The sequence below is a fragment of the uncultured Campylobacter sp. genome (assembly GCF_937973075.1).
Classification (GTDB): Bacteria; Campylobacterota; Campylobacteria; order Campylobacterales; family Campylobacteraceae; genus Campylobacter_B.
Genome location: NZ_CALBWL010000065.1, coordinates 20,477 through 40,900 on the forward strand (window position 1 = coordinate 20,477; position 20,424 = coordinate 40,900).

Annotated in this window: 17 protein-coding genes; 7 read left to right on the forward strand and 10 right to left on the reverse strand. The window is 48.4% G+C overall.

Annotated features, from left to right (window positions below; genetic code table 11):
- The first annotated feature begins 71 nt into the window (after window positions 1-71).
- The 7 genes from Q0274_RS08610 to Q0274_RS08640 all read left to right on the forward strand — a co-directional run bounded on the left by Q0274_RS08610 (window position 72) and on the right by Q0274_RS08640 (window position 9,942).
- Window positions 72-2,792: a carbon monoxide dehydrogenase gene (locus Q0274_RS08610; RefSeq protein ID WP_298028965.1), complete on the forward strand. Its 2,721-nt coding sequence runs from the start codon at window positions 72-74 to the stop codon at window positions 2,790-2,792.
- Window positions 2,793-3,666: 874 nt separating this feature from the next.
- Window positions 3,667-4,659, forward strand: coding sequence for an iron ABC transporter permease (locus Q0274_RS08615; protein WP_298028966.1), 993 nt, complete (start codon window positions 3,667-3,669; stop codon window positions 4,657-4,659).
- Window positions 4,652-5,428, forward strand: a complete 777-nt coding sequence (locus Q0274_RS08620; protein WP_297880193.1) for an ABC transporter ATP-binding protein — start codon at window positions 4,652-4,654, stop codon at window positions 5,426-5,428. Before Q0274_RS08615 ends, Q0274_RS08620 begins: the two co-directional genes overlap by 8 nt.
- Window positions 5,429-5,794: 366 nt before the next feature.
- Entirely contained in the window at window positions 5,795-7,234 is a 1,440-nt protein-coding gene (locus Q0274_RS08625) for a DUF4139 domain-containing protein (protein ID WP_298028967.1), read from the forward strand.
- A gap of 454 nt (window positions 7,235-7,688) precedes the next feature.
- Window positions 7,689-8,516, forward strand: a complete 828-nt coding sequence (locus Q0274_RS08630) for a hypothetical protein (protein ID WP_298028968.1) — start codon at window positions 7,689-7,691, stop codon at window positions 8,514-8,516.
- Window positions 8,517-8,690: 174 nt separating this feature from the next.
- Window positions 8,691-9,458, forward strand: coding sequence for a hypothetical protein (locus tag Q0274_RS08635; RefSeq protein WP_298028970.1), 768 nt, complete (start codon window positions 8,691-8,693; stop codon window positions 9,456-9,458).
- A gap of 46 nt (window positions 9,459-9,504) precedes the next feature.
- Window positions 9,505-9,942 carry a hypothetical protein gene (locus tag Q0274_RS08640; protein WP_298028972.1) on the forward strand — a complete coding sequence of 146 codons (438 nt, stop codon included), beginning with the start codon at window positions 9,505-9,507 and terminating at the stop codon, window positions 9,940-9,942.
- A gap of 450 nt (window positions 9,943-10,392) precedes the next feature.
- Here the strand turns inward: Q0274_RS08640 and Q0274_RS08645 are convergent, their stop codons facing one another.
- The 10 genes from Q0274_RS08645 to ccsA form a co-directional block, all read right to left on the reverse strand.
- Window positions 10,393-10,965, reverse strand: a complete 573-nt coding sequence (locus Q0274_RS08645) for an alpha/beta hydrolase (protein WP_298028974.1) — start codon at window positions 10,963-10,965, stop codon at window positions 10,393-10,395.
- A gap of 59 nt (window positions 10,966-11,024) precedes the next feature.
- A complete protein-coding gene (locus tag Q0274_RS08650; RefSeq protein WP_298028976.1) occupies window positions 11,025-11,846 on the reverse strand; it encodes a DUF364 domain-containing protein in 822 nt (273 codons plus the stop codon).
- 464 nt (window positions 11,847-12,310) lie between these two features.
- A complete protein-coding gene (locus tag Q0274_RS08655; RefSeq protein ID WP_297989635.1) occupies window positions 12,311-12,820 on the reverse strand; it encodes a hypothetical protein in 510 nt (169 codons plus the stop codon).
- Window positions 12,817-13,770 carry a hypothetical protein gene (locus Q0274_RS08660; RefSeq protein WP_298028977.1) on the reverse strand — a complete coding sequence of 318 codons (954 nt, stop codon included), beginning with the start codon at window positions 13,768-13,770 and terminating at the stop codon, window positions 12,817-12,819. The genes Q0274_RS08655 and Q0274_RS08660 overlap by 4 nt, the downstream gene beginning before the upstream one ends.
- Window positions 13,767-14,444, reverse strand: a complete 678-nt coding sequence (locus Q0274_RS08665; RefSeq protein WP_298028979.1) for an ABC transporter ATP-binding protein — start codon at window positions 14,442-14,444, stop codon at window positions 13,767-13,769. The genes Q0274_RS08660 and Q0274_RS08665 overlap by 4 nt, the downstream gene beginning before the upstream one ends.
- Window positions 14,441-15,550: an FtsX-like permease family protein gene (locus Q0274_RS08670; protein ID WP_298028981.1), complete on the reverse strand. Its 1,110-nt coding sequence runs from the start codon at window positions 15,548-15,550 to the stop codon at window positions 14,441-14,443. Before Q0274_RS08670 ends, Q0274_RS08665 begins: the two co-directional genes overlap by 4 nt.
- Entirely contained in the window at window positions 15,540-15,728 is a 189-nt protein-coding gene (locus Q0274_RS08675; protein WP_298028983.1) for a hypothetical protein, read from the reverse strand. Before Q0274_RS08675 ends, Q0274_RS08670 begins: the two co-directional genes overlap by 11 nt.
- Entirely contained in the window at window positions 15,725-16,849 is a 1,125-nt protein-coding gene (locus tag Q0274_RS08680; RefSeq protein ID WP_298028985.1) for a nitrous oxide reductase accessory protein NosL, read from the reverse strand. The genes Q0274_RS08675 and Q0274_RS08680 overlap by 4 nt, the downstream gene beginning before the upstream one ends.
- Window positions 16,850-16,880: 31 nt before the next feature.
- Window positions 16,881-17,714, reverse strand: coding sequence for a tetratricopeptide repeat protein (locus Q0274_RS08685; protein WP_298028987.1), 834 nt, complete (start codon window positions 17,712-17,714; stop codon window positions 16,881-16,883).
- 10 nt (window positions 17,715-17,724) lie between these two features.
- Complete coding sequence (gene ccsA, locus Q0274_RS08690; protein WP_298028989.1) at window positions 17,725-20,415, reverse strand: cytochrome c biogenesis protein CcsA; 2,691 nt, start codon at window positions 20,413-20,415, stop codon at window positions 17,725-17,727.
- Window positions 20,416-20,424: the final 9 nt, after the last annotated feature.

Here is a 20,424-nt window from a genome sequence, read left to right on the forward strand (position 1 = left end):
TGTAGTTTTTCAGTATATTTATTGAGGGCTACATTCTCGCTTATTTTTAAAATAAATTTTAAGGAGACGTCATGGCAAACGACAAAATCGCAAAACAAAAAGGCTCACGCAAGAAAGCTGCGACGGATGAAAATTCCGCTGCGAATACGGGAAAAAATTCCGTCGCAGACGCGCTCAAAAGCTCCGCCGCATCCGTTTTTGATAAAAGTGCAAGCACTGCTAAAAATTCCGCCGCAAACTCTACGACTTCCGCCTCACATGCTCGCAACAAAATTTCTAAAAATCGCGCCGCAGGTGAGAATTCCTGCGACGAGTGCGACTGCGAAGCCAGAAATTCCGCGTCTGGCTACGATGATAGCGCAAGCTCTGCTTCAACCGCGAACTTTGCGGCGCACTCAAGCGCTCAAGGCGCAAGCAACGCCCAAAATTCCGCGATAGGCTCTACGATAAATTCCATAGCTGATTCTTTGATAAATTCCATCTCAAATCCTGCGAAGAGCCCAAGCAGCAAAGACCACTTCTCTTGCTCGCACGAGCATAGCGATAGCTCCGCAATCCACTCGCATCTACACAACGAAGATCTTGCGACCCACCCACACGATCAAGAAGAAAACCTCGCAGCTTATTTGCACGAATACGGCGCAAATTCTGCAGCGTCTTCGCATGAGCACGACGAGGATTCCGCCATCAGCTCGCATGAGCACGACAAACATTGCCATGATCACAAGCCCCACTCTCATCGTGCGATTATTGGATTTGACGAGCACGGTATCCCAAAAGTTTTAGTGCCCGCAGAGGCTAGTCCGCACACACATAAAGACGCACAGGGCAATCTTTTCGAGCATTTTCATGAGGCGGAATTTACAGCGGATTATATGAAAGCGGTGCTTGAATACAAAAAGACCTTCCCTACAAAGCAAGAAGTACTTGAGAAAACCCCTGATCCTGCCGTGCGCGAAATGATGCTTAGGATGGAGCAGATCGGCGTAGATACGGCGTTTGATCGCTTCGATAAACAGATGCCGATGTGTAGCTATGGACTTACCGGAGTATGCTGTAAGATCTGCAATATGGGACCTTGCAAAATTACTAAAAAGGCCGATCGCGGCACTTGCGGTGCGGACGCCGATCTCATCGTGTCGCGCAATCTATTGCGCCAAGTAGCTGCGGGCGTAGCTCAACACGGCGCGCACGCCAGAGAGCTTCTACTGTCGCTAAAATGGGCGGCACAGGGTAAGCTAGATCTGCCAATCATAGGCGAATACAAAATCATAAATACCGCCAAAGCCTTTGGAATTCCAACTGAAGGCAGAGAGTTAAAAGAGGTAGCGATCGAGCTTGCCGATACGCTTTTAACAGATCTTTCACAAAGTAGCGGCGAGTATAAAACCATCACTGCGCTCGCACCCAAGGAGCGTCAAGAGGTATGGCGCAAGCTGGATATCTTGCCGATTAGTGCGTATAACGAAGTCTTTGAGGCGTATCACCGAACGGGTGTAGGCACGGACGGAGACTGGCGCAGCGTGATGCAGCATCTTTTGCGCTGCGGGCTTGCTTTTACATTCACCGGCGTAGTAGCTGCGAATATCGCTACGGATGCACTATTTGGCGTAGGGGATCGCGTAACTTCCAAAAGCAATATGGGCGCGCTTAAAAAAGGCTGGGTCAATATCGCCGTGCACGGACATCTGCCGACATTGGTAAGCCTAATAGTGGAGATCGGAAATTCTAAAGAGTACCAAGACAAGGCTCGCACAATAGGCGCGCAGGGGATCGCATTTTACGGCGTGTGCTGTTCTGGGCTATCGGCGATGTATCGCAACTGGGGCGTTGTGCCGCTCTCAAACGCCGTAACTGCCGAACTCGTCATAGGCACAGGAGTGCTTGATCTGTGGGTCGCTGATGTCCAAGATGTCTATCCTGCGATCATGGACGTAGCTAACTGCTTCCAGACCAAGGTCGTTACCACGAGCTCATCAGCTAGGCTTCCCGGAGCCGAACATATCGGCTACGATCACCACCATAGTAATATCGCCGAAACTAGGAATTTAGCGCGTAAAATTCTAGACCGCGCATTGCAATCTCACGAAAAGCGTAAGGGGCTACCGGTATATATCCCACCGTATGAAGTCGAGGCCGAAGTTGGCTTTTCGGTAGAATTTGTCCATAAACACTACGGCGGTATGGGGCCGTTAGCGCACGCGCTAAAAAGCGGTGAAATTTTAGGCATCGTAAATATGGTCGGCTGCACCAATCCTAAAGTGCCTTATGAGCGCGCTATCATAGATGTCGCACAAACCCTAATCGAAAATAACGTCCTAATCCTAACCAACGGCTGCGCGTCGTTTCCGCTAATGAAGCTGGGCTTTTGCCAAAAAAGCGCGTATAAAAAAGCAGGCGCGTCGCTGCGGGCATTTTTAGAAAAAGATGAGCTTCCGCCGGTTTGGCACGTGGGTGAGTGTATCGATAATACTCGCTCCAGCGGAATTTTCGCAGGTATCGCAGGGGTGCTAGACAAAAATCTCTACGAGCTGCCGCTTGCCTTCACTTCTCCCGAGTGGGCGAACGAAAAGGGCGTCGATGCCTCGCTCGGATTCCGCCTAATGGGCATCGACTCGTATCACTGCGTCGAGTATCAAATCCACGGCTCCGCAAATGTCATACACTTTTTCAAAGAGGGCACCAGGCGTGCGCTTGGCTCTGTGATGCACGTAGATACCGATCCAGTCGCACTTGCGCTAAAAATGGTAAGCGACATGCGCTTAAAACGCAAAGCCCTAGGCTGGCAGTAGCGACGGATGGATTCATTTCGCATCGCATTTTAAACGATGCGAAATTTCACGGTAAAATTTAACCCTCTTGCGGACAAATAAAATCCCGCATCCAAACGGCAAGTAAAATTCTACGACTAAGTAGCTAGCAAAACCGGGGTCATATAAAGAGAAAATTTTCGCGCAGCATCCGTTCGTAGAATTTTAAATCAAATCTTCAAATCCTGCATAAAATTTCGCCGCGCGCCACATCTGCCGCTAAATCGGCGGAATTTAGCCGGGCAAATTCCGTCATCAGGCTCAAGTCTATCTTTCGCGAACGGATGAAATTTTAAAATTCCATCTCAGCGTAAATTTCGTAGACGTTCATCTGAAATCCGCAAGCGAAATTTCGCTTAAAAGCCTTATTGCACGGAGCTGTACGCCATTAAATTCGCCCGCGTATATGAAAGCTAAAATCATAAAAATTTAATATGATATGTGCTAAAATGCCACATCTGTTTAAGGATTTAGATGCATAAATCAAAGCCGCTGCAGTCTCTGCGTCATCATCGGCAGAAGACGTCGCACGAGGCGGAGGCTCTGCTGTCAAGTCCTGCGTTTCGCAGCTTGAGGCGGTGCAGCAAAAGTGCGTCTGTGCTGCGCCTGCAAACATTTTCGGCTGGGACCGCACGGGCGCGAGGACGTCACTGCAAATCTTGTAGGCGGCTAAAATTTTCATCCGGATCCTTTCTGAAATATTGATCTTGGAGCTATCACTAAGGAATTTTACCGCAAGCCTTTCACCTACGAGCCGGAGGGTGGAATATAAAGCGGAATTTAAGCAGGTTTCAACGAGGCAAAATTTCAAAGATTAATTTAAGGCAAAAGATAAAAATTTAAAGCAAGGGAAGGTATGAAAAATTTTAAATTTATGCTCGTGCTGCTGATACTGGCGACGATCGCGACGATCGCGATATCGCTTTGTATAGGGCGCTTCGGCCTAAGCATCGACGAGGTTTTAAAAGCGCTTAGCGGCGGCGAGGTAGCGCAAAACGTCCACAACGTCATCATGCAGGTGCGCTTGCCACGCATCATCGCTGCGGTGCTCGTGGGTGCGGCGCTGGGCATCAGCGGCACGGCGTATCAGGGCGTCTTTAAAAACCAGCTCGTCTCGCCCGATCTCTTAGGCGTTAGCGCGGGAGCTTGCGTGGGCGCAGCGATCGCGATCCTGCTTGATCTAAATATCCTTTTGATCCAGCTTTTCGCTTTTGTTTTCGGGCTTGCGGCGGTTTGCATTACGCTTCTGATCACGCGCGCGCTTCGTTCGAGCGCCACCATAATGCTCGTGCTTGCCGGCATCATCGTAAGCGGTCTGATGGGCGCGCTGATCGGATTTTTAAAATTTATGGCGGATCCCGAGACGAAGCTTGCAGACATCGTGTATTGGCAGCTAGGAAGCCTCGCAAAGGTCGATCCCTCCGTGCTAGCGATGATAGCGCCGGTGATGGGGGTTTGTATCGCTATCTTGGTACTGATGAGCTACCGCATAAACGTCCTATCCATGGGCGATGCGACCGCGGCGAAGCTGGGCGTAAACGTCGTCATGGAGCGGGGCATCATCATCGTCTGCGCGACGCTGCTAACCGCAAGCAGCGTGTGTATCAGCGGTATAGTCGCGTGGGTGGGGCTTTTGATGCCGCACCTAACGCGCATTATCGTGGGCGTGAGCAACACCAAAGCGATCCCCGCGAGCATATTTTTAAGCGCGATCTTCGTGCTCATCGTAGACGACGTAGCGCGCAGCATAAATGAAAGCGAGATCCCGCTGGGGGTGCTTACGGGCTTTATCGGCACGCTATTTTTTATATTCATCCTGCTTAAAAACAAAAGGAAGCTAAATGGTTAGGGTTGAGAGCTTAGACTTCGGCTACGTAAAATCCGCTCCTCTGACGCTGCGCGACGTGAATTTCAACCTCGAAGCGGGCGCGATGCTGACGATTTTGGGGCAAAACGGTGCGGGCAAATCGACGCTTTTAAATTTAATCAGCGGCACGCTTGAGCCTCTGCGCGGTAAAATTTCAATTGACGGCAAGGATATGGCGAGCCTTGGCGCCAAAGGGCGCGCCGAGATCATCGGCTACGTCTCGCAAAGCGAGGTCTGCGAGTACGACTACAGCGTCTTCGAATACGTCCTGATGGGGCGCACGGCGCATATCGGGATCTTTTCGCAGCCGAGCGAAAACGACTACAAGCTCGCGCAGCGCTACATGAAAATGCTTGAAATTTGGCACCTAAAAGACAAGATCATCACGCGCCTAAGCGGCGGCCAGAGGCAGATGGCATCCATCGCGCGCGCCCTTTGCAGCGAGCCTAAGATCGTGATCTTCGACGAGCCCACCTCGGCGTTAGACTTTGCCAACCAATACAAATTCCTCCGCGCCACGAAGGAGCTTTTAAAAAACGGCTACACCGTCGTTTTGGCCACGCACAATCCCGACTTCGCGCTGCTTTTAGGTGGATACGTCGCGCTCGTAAAAGGCGGCGGCGAGGTCGCATACGGCAAGGCCGAGCAGATCATAAAAAGTGAAATTTTAAGCAAACTATACGATCTAAAGCTCGACGTCAGCTACAACGAAAAGGTCGGTCGCGTCTGCTGCTTGACGTATCCGTTTTGATCCTAACTTCGCGGACGAGCACAGCTCGTCCTTGCGACGGGGAGCTTCGCTCCCTCGACCCACCTAAAGTTACGGCAGGCTAGCGCCTGCATTTTTATCGGTTTGACTTCGCAGAGGGGTACAAGCTCGTCCGCGAAATAGAAGCTTCGAAATTTTAAAATTTTATCGCTTCGGCTGCGAGAGCGAGAGGACTTAATGAGCGCTAGCAGCGGCAAAATTTTAACGTCCGCGGCGGGGATTTTACGGCGGCGAAATTTTAAAATTTCAAAGCGAGCACCGGGCCGGAATTTTAAAATTCGCTCTAAATTTTAAGCATAAAAATCAAAATTTATCGTTACAATTACGTAAAATTTTTAAGGAGCGAAAATGAAAAAAATAGTGCTTTTAAGCGCAGCTGCGGCGCTTGCCGTAAATTTAAGCGCGCAGGAAAACAGCCTTGAGATCTACGCGAACTCCGCCTTCTTGTACCAAAACTTCGGCGCGCAAAAATCAAACTTCAGCGTGAACGTACCGGAGTACTTGGATATCCGCAGCATCGAGATCGCGGGCTCTTGCGAAGTGCGCGAATTGTCTTTGGGGGAGATTGAGCCCGTGAAAAACGCGGAATTCGCCAAAAAAGAGGCGGACGAAAAGAGCCTGCGCGAGCTAAACGACCGCCTGGTAGCGCTTAAGGCGCAGCAGCGCTTTTTAAGCGATTTTGCGAGCTTAAAAGATAGAAGTTTGGCGAGCCTAAAGGCGGATTCGCAAAAAATTTACGACGAAGTCTTGCTTGCAGCGGGCGAAATTTCAAAGACGGACGAGCAAATCGGAAAGCTCAAAGAGAAAATTTCAAAATACGCGATCAAGAACGAACGCCGCTTAAACGCGAACTTTGGCTGCGATCCAAGCTTCGTTAAGATCAACTACCCCGTTGACGTAAGCGCCTACACGCACAACGAGCTCTCTGCCGATCTTGCAAGCGGCAAAATCGAGGTCGCGCAAAAACTCTCGGTGCAAAATCCGCTAAACGCCGAGCTAGCGAATTTGACGATCGCGCTGTATCCTTACGAATACTCCTCGCAGACCGCGCCGCAGCCGTTTTATCCGTGGTACGAGGGCGAGCCTGCAAAGCCGGCGCCCGCGGCAGCGTATAAAAAGGATGTGATGCTAGAGGAGGCGACTATGGATAGGGTCGCGCCTGCGATGGAGGCTAGATCGTCGTATGCAAGGACGGGCGCGAATATCGAAAGCTCGCTCTCAAAGGTGTGGAAAATCAGCGGCGTAAGCCTCAAAGCGGGCGAGGCGGGCGAGTTTAGCTTCGATAAACAGAGCCTGGATGCGAAATTTGATCTGCTCATCGACGGCTACGGCAGCGAGGCGGCCTACGTGCGAGCTAAATTTAGCCCCGAAAGAAACATAGAGGAGGGCGAAACGCTAATAAAGCTCGACGGCGTGCAGATCGGGCTCGTGCATCTAGGCTTTGTCGCAAACGCCGAAGCAACGGCGTACTTGGGTAAAAACAGCCTGATCGAAGTCAAAAAAGAGCAGGCAAACAACTTCACAAAAAACTCATTTTTCGGCGGCGAAAGCAAAAATTCCATGGCTTGGGACTACGAGATCAAAAACGGCTCCAAGCGCGCGTGGAACGTGGTTTTGCAAGAGCGAGCGCCCGTTTCGACGCATGAGGACGTAAAGGTCGCACTGAAAAACTCGCCCGAGCAGAGCAGCCTTGGCAAGGACGGACTGCTTAGCTGGGACTTTGAGCTAAAGCCGGGCGAGAGCAAAAAGATCCACTTCGGCTATGAGCTAAGCAAACCGAAGAAGTAACAAGCTTTGGCGCCGCGCGGTTAAATTTTGCGCAGCGGAGTAGCTTTTACGGCGCGGTTAAATTTTATGCGGCGCCGTTTTATGAGACGGGCTCCCCTTTTGCCGCGCCGCTGAATTTTACGCGCAGACCGACTTTTTGCGGTGCGATTAAATTTTGCGGGCATAAGACTAAGGCGCGGCTTTAGAGCTTATCTGAAATTTTTGGCGCCGCGCCGAGAGAAATTTGAGCGCCGCGAGAATTTAAATTTAAATGTTGCGGCGATTTAAAATTTGGCAGCGCAGATCTTAAATTTAGCGATGCAAAGGGGTTCTGGCACGGGTAGAAAATTTTGAGCATCGCGTAAATTTATCTCAAATTTAAAAAGCTCAGGGCGATGAATGCGGAGCAAAGGTATAAATTTCACGGAGCGGCTAGATATGCGTTTGCTTAGCTGGCGTCATTTAAAGGATCATTATGAAATTTCACAAACTTAAATTTAAAATCCTAGCCGCAGCGCTATTTTTCTGCGCCGCATTTATCCGCATTGTGCCAGACTACTCCACTTCGCAAGGCTCCTGCATAGTTAATATTTTTAGCTATTACAAATATCAAAAGGGATATTGTCTAAAAGAGAATAGAATTCTGAGCAACGAAGAGTTACTTCGAAATGCCGCTATAAATTATTTTAAAAGATATCACGACTATGAGGTTCTGCGAAATACCATTATCGATGAGCACGATATAAAAAATTTCGGCCATAGTTTTTATACGGCGCACATCTCCAAGCTCTATCTAATCGGCGATTTCAATGAAGAAAACTGGTTTGATTTTTTAGTTGAAAATACCGACAGAAAGAGTTTTGATTATGAGATAAAAGACAAGACGCAAATAGATATCTCCGATCTATCAAAATATTTTGTATATAAGGATGAAATTTTGGGCTTTAGACAGCCTATTATCTTATCGGAAGAGAAAAATCCATTTCATAACGGAAAAATGTTTTTAGAAAAATCATTTTTAATTAAAGAAAATCAATTTTTTGTGAATTATGCCAGACCTGATTATATAAGTTGGTATATTGAGCTTAACAATAAAGAAGATTTAACAAAAATCAAAAGCAAAGAAAATTTAATACGAATAAAAAACGGATATGAGAACTTAGAAAGCCTTAACGAAGTCTTGGCTTATACCCATATGAAAAATCTGCGACGTAAATTCTCATACGATAATTGCGGAAATATAGATTTTGATATCAAAGTCCCGGCGGAACAGGAGCTGGATATGTGGATTCACGGCGGATAAAGTTAGTTAAAATTTTATCTTAACGAATGTAACCGAAAAAGAAACTGATCTAAGATTAGACTTAGAGGGTAATTACGGCGCCGATATATTGAGTTATTATTTGTGGGGAAAGAAAACTCCTCCTGGTCCGAAAGAATTAGCCTCTAACGAATGGATGGATAGAAAAGGACTGATATGAAATTCTACAGGTCTATTAAATTTAAAGTGCTAGCTGGCACGTTGCTTCTTATAATAATACTTTGTGCCGTATTTATCCGCATAATCCCCGACTACTCCACTTCGCGAGGCTTTGTGATAGTCTCCCTTTCCGACTACGACAAATACAAGCAAGGATACTGCCTCAAAGAAAACAGAATTTTGCCCAAAGAGGAGTTGTATAAAAGAGTAGCCGGGGCATATTTGGACTATGATGTAAAGCTATATTGGATGATTGATGCTTATAGGTTGAAAACCTTCGGTAGTCTTTGGTCCAGTAGATACGAGGTTGCATACTATGAACTAGAAAATATAAACTTATCGAATTGTTTTGAAGTATTAGAAAAATATTACCAAGAGGGAAAAACGACCGAGCAGATACTGATGAAAGAGTTAAAGGCTAAAAAAACCGATCCGAAGAAATATCTAAAAATAAATTTGAAAGATACGAGCGTTGGATTTGACAGACCGATAGTTATGGTTGACGGTGGCGAGAAAGAAGTCACAGGCACTTTGTTTCTTGATAAATTTGCTATATTTAACGGCAATTATATGCAATTTAACCATTCGGAGTATCTGTGCGATACGAGAGAGAGAGGAAATTTTATTATCGTGAAGAAATACTATAAAGAGAGAAAAAATGCCGTAGTTGGTATCGGAAAAGGTTTTAAATTTGATAACTGCGGCAACATAAATTATCCGCTGGAAGAATATTATTTGGGCGGTAGAGATATAGAGATGCGCTAAAAGTTTTATATAAATTTTATTAAAAAATTTATGGGACTTAAGACCGATGGATGCGGAGCAAAGGTATAAATTTCACAGGACGGCGAGATATTTGCTCGCTTTGCCGATAGTTTTCTTGCTCGCTTGGTGGGCAGCGGCATTGATTTTAGAGGTTTTGCCTTTGGATGGTGCGCTAAGGATTACCGTTTTTATCGCAATATTTGCGATTTTAGCTTGTGCGCTGCTTTGGTATTTGTTCAAAAGGTATAAAAACTTTAAGCCAAGTAAGCTATTTATAAAAAATCCAAATCTTAGTTTGTTGCTTTTTGCGGTAGAAAATTTATCGCTTGGCGCTTTTTACGGCGGGTTTTTGACGTGCCTCGCGGCGGGGTATTTTTTGGGCGAGCGTGCCGTCGGCTGGAGCGTGGCATTTGCATTTGCGTTCGCGCCCGTTTGTTTGATCGTTTTCGTGATTTCGTATGTGTTTAACGAAAAGAAAAGCTAGACCTATGCGCCTTTCGCGCTCGCTAAATTTTATCTCTCGCGCGATACGGACTTAGGTGCATATTTAGCCCTCGTAAGCTGGGCGAGATTTAAAATTTAGCTCATCCCGCTTGCTTTAAAATTTCGTAGTCGAAAAAGCTCCGCCGCGGGCGCTAAATTTTATCTTACCACAACCAGAAACCCGTCAACTGCTGCGTTTTGAAATTTATATAAAACGCACTTATCCTTGCTGCAGCGTTTGCAAAATTTTAAAACGGCGCGGAACTCGTTTTTGCAAACGACGATTGCACCGCGGGCTTATTTATGCGGGCAGCGAAACCTTTGGCGGGTTAAATACGAAGCCCTTATCTTAGCCGCAAAGCAAATCCGAACTTCGGCAGAGAAAAATGCGAGCGGCGAACTCAAATGCAAAAAAACCGAGCTAGCGGGCGCGGGTATGTTTGCCCAAAGCCTAACCCTTTAATTTCATCATTTTCTCTAAAATTTCATACACGAGATCAAGCTTCGTAAAGCCGTCTCTATCTAAAAAATGCCCGCCTTTTTGCACCTCGTAAAACTTAGCATCGATCTGCCCCGCTAACTCGCGGCTGAAACTAAACGGCACGATATAGTCATCCTTTGCGGCAACCACCGCGCGCTGTTTTGCGGCGGCTTTTATGCGCTCAAAATCAAAGCCGCCGTCCATAAACTCGTCTAAAATTTTAAATTGTGGATCGCTAAGCGGCTTTGCAAGCCCCGAGACCAGCACTACGCCCTCTACTGCGGTGCTTGCGGCGCTACTTTGCAAAAAATTTAAGATCGTAGGGCAGCCGAGGCTGTGTCCGACCAGATAAACTTCGCCTTCAAATTTTACGCTTTCGCGTAGAGTTTTCAGCCACTCATCAAGCTTCGGATGCGCAGGCGTAGGCATCGCTAAAATTTTCGCCCTCGCGCCCGATTTTTCGATCTCGCCTTTGAGCCAGGCAAACCAATGGCTTTTAGGCGAAGCGTCGTAGCCGTGCACGATATAAACGCACTTTTGCATATTTTCTCCTTTAAATTTAAGCCCTTTGCGCGCTAAATTTTAAAATTTCAATCCGCGCGCTAGCCCTTACAGATCGTGATTTTATCGGCAAATTTACCCAAAAAGTGATACCCCGAGCCTGCCTGCGCGATGATATCGAGTACCGCGTCCGCATCCCGCACGAGCGTGCCGCCCGCAAAGTCCACGCCGCGCTCAAACAGCGCCTGCGGCAGTAGCGGCGTGGTGGGCCCCACGAGCACGAGCTTGGCGCCGCTTTTTTTAAGACGCAAAAGCCCATCCAGCGTGTCGTTGATGAGCGTCGTAGCCGTGATTATCACGTTGTCGGCGTGCGGCACGACGCTTGCGGCCTCGCTTGCGGGCAGATAAAACGGCAGCTCGGCCTGCTTGAGCGTGCTTTTATCAAGCTCTAAAATTTTAAAATCCGCGCCATTTTTCATCAGCGTCTTGATGTAGGGCACCAGCGCGCCCACGACGACGCTAAAGCTGCCGCGCTCGATCTGCAGCTGCTCAAAGGGATCGGCGCCGAATTTCACGTCGTAATCCGCGCGGATTTTATTGAAACACGCCCTTCCAAGCGCATTTAGCGCGGCAAGCGCGAGCGTCTTTTTAAGCGGCGCGGTGGAGCCCAGATCGCGCAGCAGATAGCGCACGCTTTTGCCTGCGATATTGCCCGAATCGGGCATCGCGCTTGCCTGCGAGGGGCAGCAAACGGCGCCCGATAGGGACTTTAGCGGCGTATAGCTAAGCCCGCACGCGCCTCCTTGCAGCTTCACGCCGCTAAAAAACAGCCCCACGACCGCGCGCTCGATCTTAAGATCCAGCGCCTCCGCTCCTAAAATTTCTTTCGCGCGCTCCAGCGTCTGATCTAAAATTTCGCTCATTTTTGCTCCTTTAATGTGGAATTTAGCGCCATTATAGCTTAAAATTTCGGCGCCCGTATTGATATAAATTTATTGATCGCGCGACGGGCGAATGCGGCCTGGAATTTTAAACTAATCGGCGGCGGGACGAAGCGGCAGGCGCGAGCAAGCGGCGCGGGTAGGTAAAATTTAACGAGCAAACCGATGCGAACCCAGGCAAATGCGAGTAAATTTAATAATTGCGAGCGAACGCAAACTCGGACGCGAGCTAAATTTAACGAAAGCAGCGGCGGGTAAAAATTTAATAAAAGGTGCGGACGCGAATAAAATTCAAGCTGCACGCGGGTAAAATTTAATCTGCGAGCTGTATCTGCGACAAGTCACGCCTGCTGCGGAGTTAAATTTTATTTCTACCTGCCGCACGGCTAAATTTTATTTCCGATCCATCGCAGGACTAAATTTCATTTTTCGAATTCGCCGCGAGGCTAAATTTTATTTTCAGATAGTAGGATATTGATGAGCGGATTTAGCAGCGTCTCGCCGCGAGCGGCGCACAGCACGATCTCGTCGTAGTAGTAGTCGCTCCTGCCGTAGTTGTGAAACTCATACGCGCCAAAGCCATATCCCATCGGCGTGATCTCGACACGCGAGTACCAGGCGTCCTTGGCGATGATGTATCTTTCGGTATCTTGCGAATAGACCCACACCACGATCTCATCTTTGTTTTTTTGCCGCATCAGCCACATGAAGACGTTTGCGATGTCGTTGAAAAAATATGTATCGCCGTTTGGCATAACGGCCTGAGCGGTGTTATATAGATCGTTTATCACCGTGCCGCTCTCGTGACATAGGTATTTGCCAAATTCAATCTGCAGCGGCTGCTTATCCGTGTTGCCGTGGCGCACGGAAATTTTGGATTCGGCTATATCCATAGACGATATGAGCAGCCCCATCACGCAGGCGAGCAAAACTGCGGCAAAAATTTTCTTAATCATAGCAGCGCGCCCCGCACGAAGTAGTATTTGACGACGTAGGCGCTGCAGATGAGCGCGTTTAGAATAAGCCAGAACGAGGAGTATTTAAGCAGGTGGGTATAGGCGCGCTTAGTGATGAGCTCCGTTAAAAAGGGCACGATGCCGAAAAATATACCCAAAAACAGCGAGCCCCAGATCGCATAGCCGACGAAGTAATAATCCTTCAAAAGCATGCAATACGGGCATTTATGATTAGGCTGCTCGTAAACGTAAAGCCCGAAAAAATAGGTGATCGCGTAGTATGCGACGAACAAAAAGAGCAAATTTAAAGCAAAGCTCGCCATCGACTGCTTTAAGAAATTTAAGATCAAAATGGCACCTAATATCGCGTAGAAAAAGGTCGCCAAAAGCGCCTGCGTGTATCCAAACGGGAGCTTCGGCGCGCGAAATACGACCGAGCAGCAAAACACCGGCACGCGCAACGGGATATTGGTAAAAAATAGAATTTCTAAAATAAACTCCGCCAAAACGCCCGTAAAAAGGATGGTAAAGATCAGGTATTTGCGCTTTAAATAAGGAAATTTACCCGCTTTAAGATCGAGGCTGTTTAAAATAAGCCAGAGCCCAAAGCCGAAGATCAGTAAAATTTTTAAAAGCAGCAGGATATTGCCGTAGCGGTTCGAGCCCACGACGCCTGCGGAACACATCGCGCCGGGCACGATTGAAGAGAGCTCGTTTAAGCAGAGCGCGAAAAATATAAACAAAATGATCTTGCACGCTATCGTGAAGAACAAAATGGTATTGATGAGATAGTTTCTCTTCTCCAGGGCGTATTGTAAATTTGAGGTGGCGTTAAAGTCCCAATAGCGCATGATCCGCACGATGTGAAACTGCGAGATCGTCATCAGCGTTATTACGATCAGCTCCACGGCCAAAAACGCGATCACGCTGCCCGATAAAAATACGCTCATGCAGAAATTTCTCCGTCTTTTAAAAACACATATCGATCTACGAAACTTAACTCGTCGAAGAGTATGTCGTGCGTCGCGATCAAAACGGTCTTTTTTAGCTCTTTGAGCTTTGAGAGCATCTCGATGAAACCGAGCGAGTTTTGTTTGTCTAAATTTGCCGTCGGCTCGTCGGCTAAGATGATCTGCGGCCTCATCACGAGCGCCCTTGCGATAGCGCAACGCTGCTTCTCGCCGCCGCTAAGGCTGGAGACGATCTGATCTTTTTTATGCGCGATATTAGCGATCTGCATCGCTTCGTCTATGCGCGCGCCAAGCTCATCTCTGCTCAGCCGCTCAAGACTAAGCGGCGCAAGGACGTTTTTATAGACGCTAAGCGCCTCAAGCAGGTTGAAAGACTGAAAGATAAAACCGATTTTTTTGTGGCGATACGCGGAGCTTTCGATATCGGCGAGCTTGGAGACGTTTGCGCCGTCCACCAAAACCTCGCCGCTGCTAGGCTTAGCAAGCGCGCCTATGATGGATAGAAGCGTGCTTTTGCCGCTGCCGCTGACCCCTTTTAAGATTACGATCTGCCCCTCTTCGACGCTTAAGCTTATATTTTTTAAAGCGCGAAATTCATTCGCCCTGCCCTCGTTGTAAATTTTATAAAGCTGCTTGATCTCTATCTTGCTCATTTGACCGCCTCGCTCATATCGCCGATAGCGATGCGCCAGGATGGGATGATGACGAAGGCTAAAAACGGGATCACGCTAAAGACGAAGATCAAAAAGAGCATATTGAAATTTATCGCAGGCGTGAAGGTGATGAAATTTCGCAGCTCGCCGCCTAAGAATATATCGCGCAGAAGCGGTGCATCCAGGATAAAAACATAAGCATACGCGCCCGCGACGCCGAGCAGATAAGCGCTTAGCGAGACGATGAAATTTTGAATAAATTTCATCGCGATGATGTCTTTAATACAAAAGCCTATACTGCGCAAGATCGCGATTTCCTTTTTCTTCTCGCCGTATGCGAGCGAAATTTGATTTTTCAGCAAGATGAAAAACGAGATCATCGCCACGGCGTAAAGCACCATAAAGATCCCGCCCTTGTAATAATACAGATGCCTTACTTCGGCTACCGCGTCCTCGGCGCTGAGAGCTTGCGTGTTGGGGTATAAATTTACGATCTTAAGCGCTACTTCGCTTACTTCGTTGGGGTTGGGCACGCTTACGTAGAGCTTGGTGTATTCGCCCTCCTTCAGGCTTAGCACCTCGCGCGCGGTAGCGGGGTTTAGATAGATCACGTCGTTTGAGACGATGCTGCTTTCATGCGGCGAAATTTTATTAATCTTAATCGCGATTAGGCGCTGTTCGGTCAAAAAGTGAAACTCATCCTCGTAGTACCACTCGCCCATCGCCGCCTTTACCCCCTCGCCTACGATCATTTCGTTTTCGCTCAGGCTTTCGTCGCCTACGATATGAAACCAAACGCGCTTTTGAGCGAAGTAATACATCCCGTCCACGGCGCCCTGCACTTCGCTGACGCCTGCAATCTTAGAGATGTCGTAGATATAGCCGTCGTGCATTAGGTCGCGTTTGCCCGCGCGCAGAGCCTCTACTACGATGTCGGGTCTAAGCTTGATGACCTTTTCGAGATCGTTTTGAATGGAACCGGAGATAAAAAGCACCGAGCTTAAAATAAAAACGATAAATGCAAATATTACAAAGCTAAAGGAGTGGTCGGCTCTGTCTTTTCGCAGCAGAGTTACGGAGTAGTCGATGAAGCTTTTACTTATCATAGACGAACTCCGCGTAGGCCTTGCTCTTAAAGCTGCTCGAGAGCCGCACGTCCTTTATCTCGCGCGCGAGCTTTTGCAGGCACTGCTCGCCCTCTGCGCGATCAAAGCTCACATAATGCACCGCAATGAGCGCGTAAAGGGCGGCAAAAAAAATCGTTAAAGCGCAAATGAGCCTCATAGCCCTTCTATTACGCTCTCTTGAATTTCGTCAAATTTAAGCACGCTCTTGCCTCCGTGATCTTTAGCGAAGGTCTTAGCCGCGCTCTCGCTCTCAAACGGAATGAGCTCGTCGCCCATCGGCCCTAAGACGTTTGAGCCGAGCACGTAAAAGGCGCTTTTAGCGTTGATCTTGTGCAGCTTGTAGTAGTCGGTTACGAAAATTTTATCAAAGCTCTTGCCCTTTTGGAAGTAGTATTTCATCATATCTTTCACGCCGTCAAAATACAGACTCTCGCCGCCCTGAACCTCTATCATCGCCGCCCAGTTAGGGTTTTTACCTACCAGCATACCGCAGACCGGGCATTTAGCGCCTTCCGGCACGACGATCTTTTCAGGTTTTTTCGCTTTTGCATCTTTACCGCTGCTGCCTAAATTTGCCGGTGCATCCCATAGATACAGCGCCGCGGCTTGCAGGTGTTTGTCGTACTCAGGCTCCTTGCTCGCGCCCTTTGCGTCGCAAACATTTTTGAGATGAGCTTTAAGCTCGGAGATGGCTTTAAAGCTTTTCGCTTCAGTTTTAGCGCAGTTTGTCTCATAAAATTCTTTACCGTGCGCGTAAACGCCGCCCTCTCGCTTGGCTTTGATCATCTTATTATCGCCCTCAAAATCCTGCCCCGCAATCTCGTAGGCTTTGGCAAAGTTCACTATCTCGCCGCCGTTTTCGGCTTGGAATTCTTTCGCGTCGGCTTCGGTTGAAAAGGCGTATTTGCTATTGCGGCTCATCGTGCCTTTGACCTTGCTACCCACGACGTAAAAGGCTTTATTTACGTCGATTAAATTTAGATTTTTCGTATCGACGACCTGTGCATCGCTTGGAATTTTGCCGCCCGTAATCTCGTACAAGCAGTGCAGAGAAGCTACTTGCTTGCCGTTCCAAACGTGGTTGGTTTTATAAAATTTTACCAGGCTCATTCCGCAAACGGCGCAGTATTCTTTGTCCTCGCCGCTTCCTACAAGCGTAGCCTTACTAGGATCCACGCTTTGAAACATAGGCTTTGCCGGTTTATTGGCCCCGTCCATCGAGGCACCGCAAACGAACGCGACGAGTGCAGCCGAAGCTAAAAACGAACGTAAAATCATACTGTCTCCTTAAAAATTTGATGTTTTAAATTTACTTACTAATCGAGTTTAAAAATTCCAAATTCTCGCATCCCATCTTGATGCCGCCGTCGCAGCTTTTTTTGAAAAACTCTTTTGCTTTGGCGTTATCGGACTTCACGCCCTTGCCCTCGGCATACATTATGGCTAAATTATTGCAACCGTCGAAGTGGCCGAGATTGCAAGCTTTTTCATACTGCTGCTTTGCCTGCTTATAATCCTGATCCACTCCCTGCCCGAAGGCGTATAGATAGCCTAGATTGTTGCAGCCGATGCCGATGTCGCCGCCGCAAGCTTTTTCGTAAAAAATTTTAGCCTTTGCGAAGCTTTGCTGCACGCCTTCGCCCTTTAGATACAGATAGCCCAGGTTGTTGCAGCCCATCATATCGCCGTAGGTGCAGGCTTTTTCATAAAGGCTCGCCGCCTTGACGACGTCCTTTGCAAGCCCGGCGCCGTTTGCGTATAAAAGCCCGAGCGAGGTGCAGCCTTCGTTATCTTTGCAGGCTTTTTCGTAATAAGCCGCGGCTTTGGTAAAATTTTGATCCGCGCCGTTGCCGCTTTCGTAGATATAGCCTAGATTATTGCACGCAAGCGCAAATTTAGCGCCGCACGCCTTCTCGTAGAGGCTGATCGCTTTTTCGAAATTTTTCTCTACGTTGCCGGTGCCCTCAAAATACAAAACGGCCAGATTATAGCATCCCGAAGCTTTATTTTCCAAACCGCACGCTCGCTCGTAAATTTCTGCGAGTTTTTTATGATCGCCGCTTTGCTGCGCCTGAATGCCCTCGCTGATAAAGCCCGCATTTGCCGCAGCAGCCAAAACCAGCGCTATTATAAATTTTTTCAAATTTACTCCTTCATATCGTTTTTACGTCCCTGCCCCTGAAAGCAAGAGCGATTATTAAAAATACCGCCGCTATTATACAATAAAACGGCGCGGGTATCTGCGGCGCATCGCCCGCGGCATAAGAGTGCATGCCGGTTAGGTAAAAATTTACGCCGAAATAGGTCATTATGATCGAGCTATACGCGAGCGTCGAGCTTACGCAATAAACATAGATCGAGCCGAGCTTCGGGATAAGCTTTAGATGCAGCACGATCGCATAGACGATGATCGAGACGTACGACCAGGTCTCTTTGCTATCCCAGCCCCAGTATCGCCCCCAGCTCTCATTCGCCCATACGCCGCCGAAGAAATTTCCGAGCGTCAGCATCGAAAGCCCCACGATGAGGCTGATCTCGTTGATCGCCGTTATATATCTGATCTGCGCGTTAAGCCGCTCGCAATTGGCGCTGTTTTTAAGCGCCATCAAAACAAGAGCCAAAAGACCGAGCAGACAGCTAAGTCCTAAAAATCCGTAGCTAGCCGTGATAACAGATACGTGGATGCTAAGCCAATACGATTTTAGCACCGGCACAAGGTTAGTGATCTGCGGATTTACGAAGCTCATATGCGCTACTAGCATCACGATGCTGGCTAGCAAGCAGCTCGCGCTTAGCGTAAGCAGGGACTTTCTAAAAAATATAATCCCCGCAAGCGCCGCCGACCAGCCGATGTAGATCATCGACTCATAGCTATCGCTCCACGGCGCGTGAGCCGCGACGTACCAGCGCAACGTAAGCGCGAGGGTATGCGCCGCAAAGCTTGCGGCAAAGGCTCCGAATAAAATTTTTTGCGCGAGCATGAAGCTCTTGCCGCAAAGTGCGCCCAAAAGCGCCAATATTAGAGCTACGCCGCCTAGGATCATATAGCAATAAACGAGCTTTTTAAAAACCGAAGCTTTGTTGTAAAACACCTCGGCTTTGACGCGGTTTTCGCTTGGAAGAATAGCTGCCGAGGTAGCTCTTTGGTAGTTTTTCAGCTCCGCTAACGCTGCATCCGCTTTAGCCCAATCATTATCCGAAATTCCATCCTGCAAGCCGTTTAGATAGTCGTTTAGCACGCCTTTGATCTGCGGAGCGATGCTATAATCCGCAAAGGCGTCGTTCGGCGAAAGCCAGGTGTTTTGCGGGTCGTTCGGCACGGGAATAAATTTAAAAAACACCCCTCTAAAGGTCAGATACGCGATGTTTAGCCGCTCGTCAAATTTAATCAGCTCGTTATCGAGCACGCCGCGGCGCGAGGCGCTTTTTTCATTCGCCTCGTCCAGGGCGTGGGCGAGCTTGTAGTTGCCGTTTTCATCAAAGACCGAATTAAAGCTCGCATATCGCTCCTGTGGCGCCAAGCCTAGCATCTTTTTGATCTCGTCATTTTTGATTTTGATGATCTTTTGATCGCGCCAGAAAGCAGGATTTAGGCTCATTCCTAGGATCATCTGCTCGGCACTTAAGCCATAAAGCCCCTCCGTGCCTGAAATTTTATTTACGATCTCGCTTGCTTCGGTGCTAAGCGGCTTGATCCTGCCCATGTAATCTTGCACCAAAAGCTCCGCGAACGCGCCGTTTGCATGAACTCGCGAGTTGGCCTTAAGGTTTGCCAGATAGTTTTCATCCGCGGCGCGAAGCTCAATGTTGAAAAAAAGCGGCGCAATCAAAAGAAGCGCGGCGGGTGCGTTATTTTTGATAAATTTAGCTAACTTTTTAAACCTGCTGCCCGCGGTAAAAAGATTGCCGATAAATCCGACGCAAAGTAAGAAATAGCCGAAATAAGTGGGGATTTTACCGGGATCGCGGTTAAGCTCCAGCACCGTGCCCCGCTCGTCCATGTCATAAGAGGATTGAAAAAGCTTAAAGCCGTCAAAGCTTAGCGGGTGGTTCATATAAATCTCATGCTCCCCCGCGCTCTTGCCCTCTTTTAAAATTTCAACGTCGCTGGCGTAGGACGACGGGCTTTGCGAGCCCGGGTAGCGCTCGAGCTTAAATTTCAAAAGCTTTACCGCAAATGGAAGCTCTACGAGTTTCGAGCCCCAGCTTAGCATTATCTCCTCGCCGTCAAAGTTTAAAATTTTAGGCTCGCCCAGCCAGCCCGCACCGCCGCGCAGCTGCGCTTCTTGCTCGCTTCCGCCCTCAAAGCCCGCTTTTACCGCAAGCGTGCCCTGCTCGCCTTTGGGCGCGGGTTTGTAGGAGCTAAATTTGACGGTGAAGCTTTTAGAATTTATACTTTGCGTGAAGCTAAAATCGTTATCGCCGATCTGAGATAGATTTAGCGGGTGCTCAAACAGCGCGTCTTGCGTACGGATTTGCAAGTATGGTTTGACGCTTACCATCTCGCTTTCGCTCTCGCCCGCTCTTACGTGCAGCACGCCCTCGGTGCCGAAATAGCGCGTCAGCGCCGCGCCGATAAAGATGACGATAAATGCCGCGTGAAGGACGAAGGAGCCAAAGCGGCGCCACATTTTGGTTTTAATTATAATGCCGAGCAGGCTCAGCGTCGCAGCACCCATGACGCACTCATACCATCGCGCCTCATAGACTAAAATTTTAGCAGTTTGCGTATCGTAAATGCTCTCTAAAAAGGTCGCGACGCCGGCACCTGCGGCTAGAACGAAAAGGAGGCAGAGCGCGAACTTGTAAGAGATGAAAAATTTTAATATTTTTAGCGCGCTCATTAACCCTCC